The organism is Saccharolobus shibatae B12, assembly GCF_019175345.1.
Classification (GTDB): Archaea; Thermoproteota; Thermoprotei_A; order Sulfolobales; family Sulfolobaceae; genus Saccharolobus; species Saccharolobus shibatae.
This window is the reverse complement of record NZ_CP077717.1, coordinates 1,466,546-1,480,637: the sequence shown is the minus strand read 5'-3', so window position 1 is coordinate 1,480,637 and position 14,092 is coordinate 1,466,546. Positions and strand designations below refer to the sequence as shown.

General features: G+C 37.8%; 14 protein-coding genes and 2 pseudogenes. 7 read left to right on the top strand and 9 right to left on the bottom strand.

Annotated elements, in window-relative coordinates; all coding sequences use genetic code 11:
• Positions 1-178: 178 nt before the first annotated feature.
• The 3 genes from J5U23_RS08050 to J5U23_RS08040 all read right to left on the bottom strand — a co-directional run bounded on the left by J5U23_RS08050 (position 179) and on the right by J5U23_RS08040 (position 1,732).
• On the bottom strand, positions 179-544 hold the full coding sequence (locus J5U23_RS08050) for a hypothetical protein (RefSeq protein ID WP_218265810.1): 366 nt from the start codon (positions 542-544) through the stop codon (positions 179-181).
• Between the two features lie 552 nt (positions 545-1,096).
• Positions 1,097-1,315: a hypothetical protein gene (locus tag J5U23_RS08045; protein WP_218265809.1), complete on the bottom strand. Its 219-nt coding sequence runs from the start codon at positions 1,313-1,315 to the stop codon at positions 1,097-1,099.
• Positions 1,316-1,522: 207 nt separating this feature from the next.
• On the bottom strand, positions 1,523-1,732 hold the full coding sequence (locus tag J5U23_RS08040; protein ID WP_218265808.1) for a hypothetical protein: 210 nt from the start codon (positions 1,730-1,732) through the stop codon (positions 1,523-1,525).
• A gap of 70 nt (positions 1,733-1,802) precedes the next feature.
• On the opposite strand from J5U23_RS08040, the pseudogene J5U23_RS08035 reads away from it, so the two are divergent.
• Positions 1,803-1,997: pseudogene (locus J5U23_RS08035) on the top strand (YeeE/YedE thiosulfate transporter family protein); the annotation flags it as partial.
• A 79-nt stretch (positions 1,998-2,076) separates the two neighbouring features.
• Here J5U23_RS08035 and J5U23_RS08030 read toward each other — a convergent pair.
• Positions 2,077-3,330 (bottom strand): APC family permease, encoded by a 1,254-nt coding sequence (locus tag J5U23_RS08030; RefSeq protein ID WP_218265806.1) that lies wholly within the window; start codon positions 3,328-3,330, stop codon positions 2,077-2,079.
• 105 nt (positions 3,331-3,435) lie between these two features.
• On the opposite strand from J5U23_RS08030, the gene J5U23_RS08025 reads away from it, so the two are divergent.
• Positions 3,436-4,998, top strand: a complete 1,563-nt coding sequence (locus tag J5U23_RS08025) for a serine protease (RefSeq protein WP_218265805.1) — start codon at positions 3,436-3,438, stop codon at positions 4,996-4,998.
• Here J5U23_RS08025 and J5U23_RS08020 read toward each other — a convergent pair.
• On the bottom strand, positions 4,990-5,619 hold the full coding sequence (locus tag J5U23_RS08020; RefSeq protein ID WP_218265804.1) for a pyroglutamyl-peptidase I: 630 nt from the start codon (positions 5,617-5,619) through the stop codon (positions 4,990-4,992). The genes J5U23_RS08025 and J5U23_RS08020 overlap by 9 nt on opposite strands.
• Before the next feature lie 59 nt (positions 5,620-5,678).
• Between J5U23_RS08020 and J5U23_RS08015 the strand changes: the two genes are divergently transcribed.
• Entirely contained in the window at positions 5,679-6,050 is a 372-nt protein-coding gene (locus J5U23_RS08015; RefSeq protein ID WP_218265803.1) for a thioesterase family protein, read from the top strand.
• Here the strand turns inward: J5U23_RS08015 and J5U23_RS15785 are convergent.
• The 3 genes and pseudogenes from J5U23_RS15785 to J5U23_RS16090 form a co-directional block, all read right to left on the bottom strand.
• Complete coding sequence (locus tag J5U23_RS15785) at positions 6,031-7,308, bottom strand: PIN domain-containing protein (RefSeq protein WP_244988746.1); 1,278 nt, start codon at positions 7,306-7,308, stop codon at positions 6,031-6,033. The genes J5U23_RS08015 and J5U23_RS15785 overlap by 20 nt on opposite strands.
• 55 nt (positions 7,309-7,363) lie before the next feature.
• Positions 7,364-7,804: a vitamin K epoxide reductase family protein gene (locus J5U23_RS08005; RefSeq protein ID WP_218265802.1), complete on the bottom strand. Its 441-nt coding sequence runs from the start codon at positions 7,802-7,804 to the stop codon at positions 7,364-7,366.
• Between the two features lie 144 nt (positions 7,805-7,948).
• A pseudogene (locus J5U23_RS16090) lies at positions 7,949-8,099 on the bottom strand (PIN domain nuclease); the annotation flags it as partial.
• A 58-nt stretch (positions 8,100-8,157) separates the two neighbouring features.
• Between J5U23_RS16090 and J5U23_RS08000 the strand changes: the two are divergent.
• The 4 genes from J5U23_RS08000 to J5U23_RS07985 all read left to right on the top strand — a co-directional run bounded on the left by J5U23_RS08000 (position 8,158) and on the right by J5U23_RS07985 (position 12,862).
• On the top strand, positions 8,158-8,883 hold the full coding sequence (locus J5U23_RS08000; RefSeq protein WP_218265801.1) for a glycerophosphodiester phosphodiesterase: 726 nt from the start codon (positions 8,158-8,160) through the stop codon (positions 8,881-8,883).
• A 201-nt stretch (positions 8,884-9,084) separates the two neighbouring features.
• Positions 9,085-10,296: a M20 family metallopeptidase gene (locus tag J5U23_RS07995; protein WP_218265800.1), complete on the top strand. Its 1,212-nt coding sequence runs from the start codon at positions 9,085-9,087 to the stop codon at positions 10,294-10,296.
• Positions 10,297-10,602: 306 nt separating this feature from the next.
• A complete protein-coding gene (locus tag J5U23_RS07990; protein WP_218265799.1) occupies positions 10,603-11,004 on the top strand; it encodes a conjugal transfer protein in 402 nt (133 codons plus the stop codon).
• A 52-nt stretch (positions 11,005-11,056) separates the two neighbouring features.
• A complete protein-coding gene (locus J5U23_RS07985; RefSeq protein WP_218265798.1) occupies positions 11,057-12,862 on the top strand; it encodes an ATP-binding protein in 1,806 nt (601 codons plus the stop codon).
• A gap of 42 nt (positions 12,863-12,904) precedes the next feature.
• Here the strand turns inward: J5U23_RS07985 and J5U23_RS07980 are convergent, their stop codons facing one another.
• Entirely contained in the window at positions 12,905-14,089 is a 1,185-nt protein-coding gene (locus J5U23_RS07980; protein WP_218265797.1) for a DNA double-strand break repair nuclease NurA, read from the bottom strand.
• Between the last annotated feature and the right edge of the window lie 3 nt (positions 14,090-14,092).

Here is a 14,092-nt window from a genome sequence, read left to right as displayed (position 1 = left end):
GACGACACTATGACTGCACTTTATAGTGAACGAAAAGCATTAAATACCATTTAAGACCATATCGATATTTGAGGTGAGTGTCGGTACTTTAAACGTCACGTTCCTCTTCATGACTTACAATATGAAGTGAATACATAAAGATTTAAAATTCGAGATAAATCAACGTGTTAAAAATAGTTTAGTCACAAAGGTACTTATTATTGACAATCTTTATGCAATCCTCATTAATCCTTCTGTTCACCAATTCCTCTCCCATCCACGTTCCGTTCTCAACCCAATACTCGCCTAAAAGGGTTAGCTCTCCATTTTTGTTTAGCTTGAAGTAAGCGTAAACTTCTTGTGCCTTTTTACCCTTTCTGTTGTAAAGGCTATAATTAGCGATAACCCACTTATTAAGCCTTATGAACCAGTTCAGCTTATGTCTGTACTCTTCAGGGTAATATACGTTGCTTTGCAAGTAAGCCATTATTGCATTCTTTATCTTCTCAGCCAATGGGGTCACATGATATTTTATTAACATGAGGTAATAAGTGTAATCTTCCATAACCTATATAACCTATTGTGAGATATTTTTTCCATATGCTTTGTGTAACACTAACGAAAAATCATTAACGTTTATGCAGTTCACTATTATCATCATTATTTATCTTGGGACTGCGAATCATATCTATATTTCCTTACTCTCTCACGTTATGATTTTCACCTTTTCCCTCTAAAGAATAATCAGATCTTCTAGTGCTATTCTCATACGTAAATTGTCTTGTTGAGAGAAACCAACACTATTTTAGTGAGCAGTTAAATTGATAAAAGCAATGGGATGAACGTATAGGTTTTCGTGAACAAGTATGAACGGATAAGAGTTCAACTTTTCTAAACGATAACGCTTCAATTAAACGAAAAAAGAGTTATAATCATAACTGGCACTTTTTCGACGAGATACAATACCATGAGTTATTCTTCACTGTTGTTCTATCATTGAGCTCCAATTACTTGATTATTGTGAAAGAGAACAGAGGAAAGGAAACCTTAAAATAATAGAAATGGAAAAAGGGTGTTGAAAGACCATTTCTTACATAGACCTTAACATACTCTAAATCTATATATTTGACATATTTTTCTCAATGTATTCTGCAGAGGGTCTCTTATATGGATCAGGGTTGACCATCTCCAAAATTAGCCTAGAAAGTTCATTATTAGAAGAAATATCCCTAGCGCTGAATGATGAGTAGAATTGCTTGTGCATATTGTACGCTTCGTCCAACGTCTTAACGTAGTTTCCCTTTCCATATGCGTATTCATCAAAGGCTTGATTCATCAAGTTAATAACTTCTATAGGAGTAATAGCAGTTATTCTACTTTAACGCAACTTAAAAATTTTCATTAAACCTATAGAATTTTCTAAATGAATTTCAACGAACATGAGGAGTTTCTCCTCATACTTTTCAATTAACCAAACGCTATACTAAAAACTTTATCAGTAGTACTGAAAATCTTGTATTACCGAGGAAAAGTAGAACAACTGCTAAGGAGTAACTAACTTGCGTGTAAGCATTCTATAGGCTCTAGCCCCTAAGGCATATATGTCCATGCTAGGTTGTGCACCTACTTGTTCGTAATCGGGGGTCTTCAGCATTGCCTTAACCTGATCTATTGGGCAATGCTCAAACGTGGCTTGGGTAAAATTAGAGCCCTTCTTCCTAGCAGATCCTAAATCTCCCAATTTAACCTTCACTTTTCCACTCTCCAAACTAATTAGAACTTCATAGCCAGTTTTTTCCGGAGGAAGAGAGAAGAAGACATTCCTAGGAGCATTCTTCGGTGCTTTCCTAGTGTTGTTTGGAGCTAGAATGGCAAATGGCCGTGCGTCTGGTCACATACTGTCTGGAAACCTACAGATGGAGATTTCGAGTTTCGCATTCCTAATTGCAGTAATGTTAGGAGCGTGGATAACTTTAAGCTTAGTGCTGAGACTGAGAATTAACAGCAATAGGATATAGGTGAACTATTGTATTAGGTGATAAGGGGATACTTTCTCTTTCTTTTTGGAAAAAATACATATAGAATATCTTTTTTCTTTCACTTTTTCCTATTCTCATGTCCTTTCACTTCCCTCAACGTTTCATACACTAAAATTCCTATAAATAGTGTAACAACACCTATTTCCAAAGAGTTTAAGCCGAGTGAAATCATGAATAGTGCTGAAAGTATTATTGCGAAAACTTGGATTACTGGAAAGGCGGGAGATCTGAAGCTTCCCCTTAGACCTTTTCTCCTGACAATTATGACTTCCAGACCAGTAAGCATATAGGAAAATATGATCCCGAAAGTACTAGCTAACGCTATTGCCTCCACGTTCCCTAATAGTAGTGATGCTAACATTATCCCACCTACAACCAATAGCTCGTGTTTTACTGGTAATTGGAAATCCCTTGATAGTTGCCTTAAAGTCCTTTCACTGGCAACAATGATGGATAAGGTTACACTAATAGTTGCTAGGATTGCTGATATTGAAGTAATTAGGAACAACCACGAGGGAGCGTGAATTTGGGATAGGGCTAAGGAGAGAGGGGCTGAAGTTTGACCGTAATAGTACCAAGGCATTGCGTCAATCATGGAGAACACAACTGAGATGTAGATTATTGAGGTTATTATTAACGACACCACAATTGCCTTAGGAATTACCTTTTCACCGTTTTTAGTTGATGGCGTTAGTGTGGCAATTGTGTTAAAGCCGGAATAGGCGAAAAAGGCCAGATTCGACGCTGTCAATACTCCTTGTATTCCATGGGGAAACAACGGTACGAAATTATGTACCTTTATCCCTACTAGAATGGGGACTGTCAATGAGAAGAGTATTAGACTTGAAATGTTTATTATCACAAATACAGTATCGACTTCAGCAACTGTCCTTATCCCGAAATAGTCCAAAACCAGTAAGATTGCGATGAGTATTACAGCTAAAGGGTAGTAAAGCGTTTTGGGTAGACCAAATAGTAGGAGATAGCCTGAAAAGCCTAGAGCAGTTGCAGCTCCACCAATTGCATATGATATTACCCTAAACCAGCCAACTAGGAATCCGGACATTTCCCCGAGAGTCTTTAAGGTAAAACTGTAAACTCCTCCTTCAACGTCTGTGAAAATTGAGGATAATTCTGCGCTATTTAACCCAACTGTCATTGCGAAAATTGCAGTAAATATAAAGGCTATTATTGATCCAGGCCCAGCGACGCTTATCGTCGAACCCGCCATAACGAATATTCCAGCTCCTATTATGTTTCCTAATCCAATGAATAGTGCTTGCCAAAAGGTCAGTAGTTTCTTTTCACTCATTTGGTTTAACTAGTTTTCTCCAGTTTTAAATATCCATCTTTCACTTTTATATCAGATTTGGGTAAAAGCTTAAAAAAGAAAGTATCTTTCTTTAAATCGATAAAAATGAATAAATATATTTTAGTTTCCGTATTATTAATCTTGGTAATTGTAAGTGGAGTTGTAGGTTACCTAGTGGGAAGTACAAACGACAAAACTACGCAAACTATAGTACAAGAGCAAAAGGTAATAGCGTATCCACAGAGTGATCCTGCGAATTTAGGAAATGGTGAGGACTACCTAATAAACCCAGTATTTCCATATCACACAATAGCTGCACAATACGCCTATGTTACTCCAGGTGAAGGCCTAGTATTTATAGGAAATCCATACATTTCTGGTAATGGTTATTTAGCAGGTGCTAAAGGGGCTGCAGTAGTTTCCTCAATGCTAGCCTACCAACCCTTAACTAGCTATAACTATTATCTGTATATTAATTCTCCTAGCTGCATTAACGTTGGTGGTGCAGTAAAGACTGATTCCGCTACAGTTATGTATTTAGTATCAATGCTAAATGAACAATCTTCTTTAAATAAGTCGTTATACTTCTTAGGGGATGTTGGCTTAGAAGGTTACATGTACTCAACTGGTGTTGTATACCAAAGGATTGTACAATTGTATGAGGGAGGAATTTATTACTTGGTAGTTCCTCAAATGATGGCTCTGGCAGAGGGTCAAAATTACCAAATGGCATTACAATTCGCTAAAGAGCATGGAGAAGTGTTGTATACAGTCTCATCAATACCACAAATTTATCAAATAGTAACACAATTGCAATTACCCCAACCAAAAGGTTACATGGATCTCCCAATTAATTTCAGTGTTGGTTTTAAGTACTTAAGCCAAATTTACAGTACGTTGTATAACGAAAGCACTAATGCTACTGCAAAGGCTATGGCTCAAAAGTATTGGAGTGAAGCTGAGAGTTTAGCAAAGAGTGGAAATTACACCACCTTTTACTTCTTACCAAACCCTGCAGTTAACGCAATTGAGTTACTTTATCAGAACAATTATAACTTATCAGCTGAAGTTGACAAGGCAATTTTAGAAGCAAGTAATTTGAGCAATTTGTGGAAGATCGAAACTGCTGGCGAAGCTGTATATTTATTTACCGGTAATTTATCAGACGAGATATTGGCTAACGCTTGGGCTTCCTTGAGTTTGTCCATAAATGTAGGACCATCCATTACACCCTATGGTTTCTATCAAGGATTGTACAACGCGTTTATAACGGATTTATACGCAGCTGAGTATGTTAATAGTGTTACCAACTCCCAATATGGTAACATTTCGCTACTATTACAAACGTATAGAAATCCTAACGTGATATATGATTTTGGTTTCTTCTCCAACTACTACGCTAAGATGGCTATGGAGTTTAGGGATTACTTCTTAAGGCAGTTGAACAATACGGATCAACAAGTAGTGTTGAATTCAATTTACTCATATATGGCCAATGAGACTCAAATACTTGAGAACGCAGCAGCCTATTACGATGGACCTTCAGTTGTCGGTTATTTAATGATGAGTTATGGCATGCAGACTCACAACTTGGCTCTACTTTACTATTCAATGCCCTTCACGAGGTTTGCTATGAATACAGAGGAGTTAACTTGGCAACTAGGATAAGGTAAGATTCTCTTTTTTATTTGTTAATATAAATTCTATTGATAATCTTATTCCCCTTATCATAGTATCTAAACTCATGGATGGAATAGGTCGTTGTATTCTCGCGGCATATGATTCGTGTAAGGGAACGTGAATGAAACCACCTAAGCTATTATACTTCTTAGATTCCCTAATTATGATGTACATTGCATTATTACACAGATAGCTTCCTGCAGTTAAGCTTAACTCTGCTGGTATTCCATTATTATTAAGGTAATCAACTAAATCCTCCACCGGTATATTCGTAAAGATACCGTCTTGTCCTAAGGGGTCGATTTTCTCTCCCCTATACCTTTTTCCAGAGTTATCGGCTTCTCTTGAGTACCTATAATTTATGGCTATCTTCTCCGGCGTTATTTTCGTCCTACCTGGGGCTACGCCAATTCCTAAAGTTAATATTGGTTTCATCTCCCTAATTTTCGTAACTATCAAATCCTCTATCTTCTCATACTCAACTGGCAATATCACACCTTTGACCTCTTCCTTTAATATGGTACTTCCATTTAAGGCTTCAACAATTAACTGAGATGGATTTTCCTTGTATTCCAAAAAGGGTTCAAAACCAAACAGGAGGACTGTCATACTATCTCTTTAAAGCTCAGACTATTAACTTTATTTTTCCCTTTTCCCTCTCTTCTCTCATGAAGGTTGGGGAGAGTTTGGAAAAGGTCTTTCTCGTTAGGCAAGAACATTCAGCAATTGCAGTTGGAAGTGGTAGCGTTAACGTTTTATCAACTCCCATGATGATTACCTTTATGGAAAACGTGGCCCTTGAGCTAGTTCAAAAGTATTTGGAAAAGGGGAAGACCACTGTGGGATATCACGTAGATGTTAAGCACTTAATACCCATTAGTATTGGTAAGGAAGTTAAAGTTAGGGCAACTCTAATTGAGGTTAATGGTAAAAAGTTGAAATTCAAGGTTGAGGCCTTTTACGAGGATAAGAAAATAGGTGAGGGACTTCACGAGAGGTCAATTGTGGAAGAAAGCGAGTTCATGAAGAGGGTTTTATGACGTCTTTTAGCACCTCTAAAACTTTGGCGTAATTGTATTTAATATCTAACGTTTCAACATTTACTGTTAGTAAATCCTCAGTGTTATAACTGATCTTAGCTACGTCTTTTCCCTCAAGTTCCAAGTATAAGTCTTTCCTAATTCCCTTATTGAAACTATATTGAGGGTAATAGCTTAAGCAATGTAAGAACTCACCCATATCGTATTGTTTATTCGTAACTCTCTTCTCTAACGTTATTGTTTTCACGTTTAACGAAATGTTTGAAGCCAAGTTTTTATCCATTGTAACTAGAACTACGTTATTTGGTAAGGCCGACTTAAGCTTTTTAACTTCATTCATTACCTCAACGTCTCCACTTTTACTCAATCTATCCTCAAGTTGTGGTACTAATGCTAAGTGAACGCTTTTGAAAGCGGCCATACCTAGACGAAATACTACTAGCTTCTCATCCTTTTGAGTACTGTTTAATTTCTCACTCAATTCCTTATAAACTGCGAGAAGCGGGATTAGTCTAAATCCCTTTTCTTGTCCCCAAAATAGTTCCCTTATCCTATTTCCCAGATTAATGTAAACGTTTGTGTCAGCTACGAAGTAGACGTCTTCCTTATTTAGAGAATCCTTTATCCTCTTCTCCTCTTCAAAGGATATCATACCGCTCCTCATTTTGCACAACTCCACAATTTTATCGTCATTCATTTCCTCTACGTAATCCCTCCCTATCTTTATCCTAACTTCACCGTAAAGGGATAAAATGTTGTAAAGGGCTTTTAGGGACTCAATGCCGAGTGTGGAGTTCCTATCGTTAACTGTTGTATGGGGTGGGTTCGAAATTTTTATCTCATTCCCGTTCCTAATGTCAAAGATCTTTATCTCCTCAAAGGGTACGTAGCCGAAAATTCTATACCCTTGAGATTCGTTCCTTAAATAAATATATCTAACTTGATTTGCCTTCCCGTAATTTGCACTTGTTAACGCCATATATTTTCTCCCTGGCGTTATGTCCAAGATATCATATTCGTACTTTTTGATCTCATCCCTCCACTTGTTTACACTCACTCCTATCATAACGTCATTAATTTCAGCGTTAATTCCCATGTAATTTAAAGCCTTCTTAAACCCTTGTCTTATATCCCTTGATGGAGGGGTTTCCCTTAATATTTCGATTTTGGTTGGCTTTACGTCAGTGAATATTTCAGTCATTATTGCATTAACTGTTGTTACTGATTTGTTTGAACCAAGCGTTGCAAGACTCTGCATGTAATATATTAGGTTGATTAAGTAAAAAAGAGTTCGCCCTTGTTGACTAACACCACTAAATGAACCTGAACTTAATCACGGAGAGGATCAGCAGGCTGAAAATTGAGACATGTGCTAATGTGCATAATATACATATGTGCCCCAACAAGAATATTTCAGTGTATATTAAGTAAACTGATATGATAGAGGCTATGATACTCAGAAGGGAAATTAGGTAACCGGTTATATTTATTCTTATTTCCTTTACGACAAGTAAGGAGAGTACTATAATGGCGGAAAAGTAAGCCATTCCGTAATAGTATAGTTTTATACCTAGAAACGTCGAGTATATACTAGTTTCAACTGATGAACAGCTTATTACAGAATTTATGGTACAACTGTTCCTACTTACCACATCTAAGCCAAAGGATAGGTAAGAGTATATCATTGCACCTAGTCCTAGGAGCCCAAAAAGGATAAATAGGTAATCGATTTTGTTAGCTTTCAAGATAATCACAGTAAATAAGCTCTATACAAGTAATTAAAGATGTGTACGAATCAGTTGAAAATAATCTGTTATGGAGAGAATTCTAGAAATACTATTAGGTTTAGTTATAATACAAAACGTCGAAAGCCTAGCCTCATTGAGGTAGCGAGGAATCAGCTTCTTGTCCAAATAGTATTCTTTCCAAATTGCTTTCCCTATCTCATAAAAGGTGAGAACTACGGGAATTTTTTCTAAATCGATTTGTCAATATAATTAAGAAGAGAGGATATAAGGCTAAAGCGTCTAAAAGACACTCATCTCTCAGTTCTATTTAATTTTAGACAGTATTAAAATCTTATTAAACCGTAATGCAATATACTCTCATGAGACCATTACTTTTCGGCCATAGGGGAAGTAGAGGTCTTTCGCCGGAAAACACTATACCTTCCTTCAAGATTGCCAAATGCTTTGGAGTAGACGGTGTTGAATTGGACGTTCATCTTTCAAAGGATAAAAAGTTGGTAGTGATCCACGATGAGACTGTCGATAGGACAACTAATGGTAAAGGAAGAGTATCTGAACTAACTTACGATGAGATAGGAAGACTAGATGCTGGAATTAAGTTAGGTCAACAGTGGAAGGGTACTGGTGTGCCTTTGTTGAAAGATGTCCTTGAGACCTTTGGTGATAGTCTTTTGTACAAGATAGAAATAAAACATAGCTCAAAGGTTTACCCGGATATTGAGAGATTATTACTAGAGGAGATAGAAAGATTTTCGTTGAAGGATAAGGTACAAATAATCTCCTTTGACTTCGACGCCTTAGAGAAGGTTAGGGAATTGGACAAAAACGTGGAGATAGGGTTAATAATAGTTGGGAAACCAAGGTGGTTTATTGACATAGCGAAAAAGTTGAACGCTAAATGGATTCACGCTTCTAGTTGGCTTATAACTAATGATGACCTAAAAATCACTCACGATAATGACCTTAAGATTGGTGTGTGGACAGTTAACGAAGAGGAGGAAATGAAATCGTATTGCGAAATGGGTGTAGATGATATAACTTCCGATTTCCCAAACCAACTTGTAAAAGCATGTAAAAATGATTAAAGGACTTTTCGTTCACCAAGTCAATAGCCTCTGGCTTCCTCACCGTCAGTGAGGCCTTTAGTTATAAAGTTATAAAGATAGGGATTCAAAGGGGGCTATCCGTCCCCGCCTCAGAGAGGCGAGGCTTTCCGCCCCCTTAACCCCCATTTTTTGTAAATCACTTAACACAGTTTAAATACCTTCCTGTACAGTTATGAATATATGATATTGGATGAAATCGTTGAGGCGTCTAAGGATGAGATCGTGGAGTTCTTAAAGCAGTTGATAAGGATTCCAACGGAAAATCCCCCGGGCTTAAATTACGATAAAATTGTTAGCATGCTGAGGGATAAGTTGGAGGAGTTTGGGTATAAAACGGAGATAATTGAGGGCGATAAGGAACTTGTCAGGTTCGGAAGTGGTAATAGACCAAATCTAATAGGTTATCTTGGTAACGGTAACGTAAGGATTGCGTTTAATGGACATTACGATGTCGTTCCTGCAGGTGAAGGATGGAGCGTTAACCCCTATGAGGGTATTGAAAAGGATGGTAAGGTTTACGGTAGGGGAGCCTCTGATATGAAGTCTGGAATAGTTGCCCAAATTTACGCTGTGGAAATGTTAAAGAGGGCTAAACTATTATCCCCTAATGTGAAAATTATACAGACGTTTGTCCCAGATGAAGAGACTGTGGGGAATAAAAATGCTGGTACCTATTGCTTAAGGGAAATTTACAAGAAAAACGCAGATTACGTAATATTCACGGAACCCACTGGACCAGATAACATTTGTAATGGTCATAGGGGTGCAATCTGGGCTGTGGTTAAGGTATATGGGAAGAAGAGCCATGGAGGTTTTCCTCAGTTGGGAATTGACGCAGTCAAGGCTTCAGCAATTATGATTGAAAGGCTTTACGCTTCCTTACCCAACATTACCTCAAAGTACAACATTACACCAGAGGCTGGTAAGAAGCCGTCAATATTGGTAGGTACCGTTAAGTGTGGTACTTGGGTTAACACTGTAGCCGATTACTGTGAGTTCAGCATAGTTAGGAGATTGATCCCAGAAGAGAGAATTGATGAGGTTAGGGAGAGCATTTTACGTGTATTAAGGAATGTGAGTAGTGAGACTGGCGTTAAGTTTGATTACGATGAGTTTTACGCTGTCGATACCGTAGTAAGTGAGGATAAGAGGCTAATAGAAGCTCTGAGGAAGAGTATAAAGGAGGTTAGGGGAGTTGATCCCAATGTTGTTTTATCTGCAGGGACTTTCGATATTAGGTTTACTGTAAGTGAGGGAATAAAGAGTATTAATTACGGTCCAGGAAGAATTGAGTTAGCACATGCTACAGATGAGTTCGTTTACGTTAAAGATTTATTGGATTCAATAAAAGTGTTAGGAAGAGTACTATTGGAGGTGGCTAAAGGAAGTTAGGGAGGAGGTACTGGAGGTGGTGTGGGTATCCTTTTTAATACTTCTATAACTTTGTATCCTGCCTTATGTGTTATTATCAGCAAAACTAGGCTTTACATTGCTAATATTACGGGAAATGATTTTGGGTCTACCGTAAAGGGTGAGGCTTTCAGTTGTAAGCTATAGTGTATAACAACTCCAGTATTATGCCATTCTATAAAGATCTTATAATTCTGAAGAAAATCCATTTTATTTCTAAAATACACTTTACCCTATATTTTTAATCACTATCGGTAAACTGTGTATTATTAAACCCTATAAAATACCATGGAAGAGAGTGAAAAGTACCTATTAGCCTTGCTGAAAGCTAGTTGGGAGGATGAGGCTAAACTTACGCTAAATGAAATACAGTTCATAATGTTCTTACTAGAAAAGGAGCTAGGAGTTGAGTTAAACCTAGACTTCACGCCAAGTATTTTTGGTCCCTATTCCCTAAACCTTAAGGAAACACTGAAGAGGTTAGTTAGTCAAGGCATAGTTGAGGTAATTAAAAGTGTTAGCCTATCAACTTTTGACATTTACGTTTTGAGGAATAACGTTGAGGTTGAGATTGAGGATAACGTTATGAACTTCTTTAGGTATTGGATTAGAAAGGACTATTACGAGATTTTCAAATACCTTCTTGTAAGCTATGGTTCCTACTTTGATACACCCATGACGAGAAGGTAAAGCGTTTTTAACTCGAGTAAAATTTTAATTTCTATTCTTCAACCTTATATTTATGTCATCAGAGGAAAGGGATTTAGAAAACGTTATTGATGAACTAAGGAAAAAGCTCGATGATGCCGAGAATGAGGCAAGTAAATACGGAACAATAATTGGAAGGGTAACTAGGTATGAGACAGTTACCGTTAACGAGAACGAGTTAGTAGGAGTTGACATACTTTTCGATAATTATCAGAACAGCGATATAAAGAGGGGTCAATACCTAGCGATAAGGAGTATCATAAAACCAATCATAATGCTTGGGCAAGTTTACTCCATTAGTAGAGCTGACGCCTTAGCTAGACTGGGAATAAGAGAATTAACTTACCCTAGGGATCCCTCTACCATTGTTACAACCACTTACATAGCCTTGAGACCAATTGCGGAAATGGAGGGAGATAAGATTAGGCCAGCTGTTTCACCCATCGACCCTCAAAGTCCAGTGTTCATCCCAAACCCTAATTTAATTGAGAGAATTTTGAGGATTCCAGAAAACGGTATAGTGATTGGAAAAATATTTTCTGGGGGAGAGGAGATTGAGGCTGAGGTTAGACTTGACCAATACGCCTTAAGACATCACACCTTAATTTTAGGTACAACTGGATCCGGTAAGACCACTTTACTTAAGACGATAATTTCCAGCCAAGACATTGATAAGAGTACTTTGATCTTCGATAGGCAAGGGGACTTCGTTAATTTCCTAAAGGGTAGGAAAGACTTCTCCGTTTTAATGCCAGTCGTTGAAGAACCCAATAGTAAGGTTTCAATTCAAGACCACGTTGAGGATTTCGCCAACTGGTATGGATGTGATCCTAACACCATTAATGTAGTAAACGGTTACGGAGCTTTCGTCAAGTGTAACAATCACGATGTGTTCGTAGTTCCCTATTCCATAAACTTTTACGATAATCTAAGGAACTTCAATAAGATAACCCCTTACTTCACTGCGAGAGCCTCCATGTACTGGGAAGCCATTATTGACGAATTGCTGGATAAGATTAGGTACTCACTAAAGGACAAGATCAATAGGGTATTGACAGATTACGAGATCGCATCCATGTTAAGGGACAATCTAACTCCGGGGAAACTTATAGGTAATATAAGTGTTACTCTAAGTGGCATTAGCATTAGTTCAAATTTTAGTAAAGATGAAGTTGCCTATGATCCTAAGACTAAGACGTTAACTTTCCACATGGGTAAGATGTTACGTAGTGTAATGAAGGAACTTGAGTTAGCCTACTCAACGCAAGACGTTATAGTTAGGACATTGAAGGCTTACGAAAGTTATGGAATATTCACAGTCCCAGGAACAGTTGATTTCAGACCGGATAAGATACCAAATGATGACGTGGTTGTTGACTTGAGCTGGGTTATGGAGAAGTCTGCTTCAATCGAGGCCGTCGCAACTATTGCATATAAGGTATTGGAAGACTTCTTCGCTTGGAAAGATGAACTGTATAAGAAGCATCAAGACACTAAACTATCGTTAATAATCATGGATGAAGCTCACGAATATTTTCCGCAGACTGACTCTGAGAACGTGTCAAAGGACATAGTTGAGGGGTTGATAAATAGGGTAATGAGGTTAGGTAGAGTAAGGAATATGGGTGTTGTGTTAGCTACCCACGTTCCAGAGGATCTGAATCCACTAGTTTTACAGTTAGCCAATACTAAAGTGGTAATGAGGAATGAAAGTCACGTGTTGAGAAGAATAGGATTAGAGGAGTACGAGGATTTCCTAAAACACGCAATTCCGGGGTTGGGTATTGTGTATTCAATTAACTTCAGTGAAATACCAATAAAGACCCTTTTAACTAGTTAAGAGCTGTAGAGGAGTTGAAAGCTAAAACTCTTACTGCAACTTTTAACTAGTTAGGAATTGCTGGAAAACGTTGGCGTAGGTCATCTTATCGTCGTGAATTACGTTCAGGTTATTTGACGCGATTTCATAAGCGTAAATGAAGAGGGAAGCTGATATCCTCTTACTCCTTTTATCCACGATCTCAATGTAAGTTGGTAATAGATTGTTCTCGGTTATTCTTGAGAGAACTGGGGATAAGTCCATTTTATCACTTATACTTTCTATCCTCAAAAAGCTAGGAGGAAAATAGGGTCTCCTCATTATAACGTAATAGGCGTATTTAGGTGGAACCTTTTCAATAACCTTACTTCCGTTCTCGTCCTCAACCTGTATCGCGTATTCTATCTTGAAGGGACCTATGATGCAAATATATGGGTAATTACTCTTTCTACACACTTTTTCATCTATTAATTCCAATACAGTATTATCCTTAACGTTTCTGTTCTCTATTCCCAGCAATTCTGTGATCTTCTTCTCATTTACGAGCTTCTTGGAGTTCTCCAACCTCTTAACCACTCCAATGACTTTGACGTTTAGAGTTTTTATCCTATCGTTCACAAGCTTCGCATACGCGATTTTGTGCTTCCTTCTAGCCTCACTTGTGACTTCCAATTCCTCAGTTAACTCTAGGGGTGTTGGATAAATGGGACCGTCAACTATTACTATATCATGATCGTCAATTACCTCTTTCAAACCTATATTTTCTGCCTCAGTTCTGATCTCATCAGCTATGTCATCTATTTTGTACTCGTTTCTAGGTTCGTTCACGTAATAGTAGCCTATGACGTTCTTAGTCCTAATGTAAATGTCATTGACGTTAATTGCCTTTAAGATGTCCTCATAGCTACTTATCCCCATGTAGGGAGTATTTATTGTGTATGGACCGTCAATGAACCCCTTTTTATTACTATAAATTGACAACCCAACAAGACAGGTGTTGACGGAGTGGTCCCTTAAATACCTAGATGAGGAATCTAAGGAGGCAATTCTCTTATTACTATCATACTTAAAGTAATCCAAGGGGTAGACTTCAGGCTTTACCTTTTCACTAAGTAGTTCTATCGTCATTATTCTCTCCTCAATTTCATGTTCTGGGTTTCCCTCATTATCTACCCTAACCTCTGGCATCCTCCTCTTTGCCGTAGCGATCTTTTCGATTACCTCCTTAATCCTTATCTTCCATTCCATTAT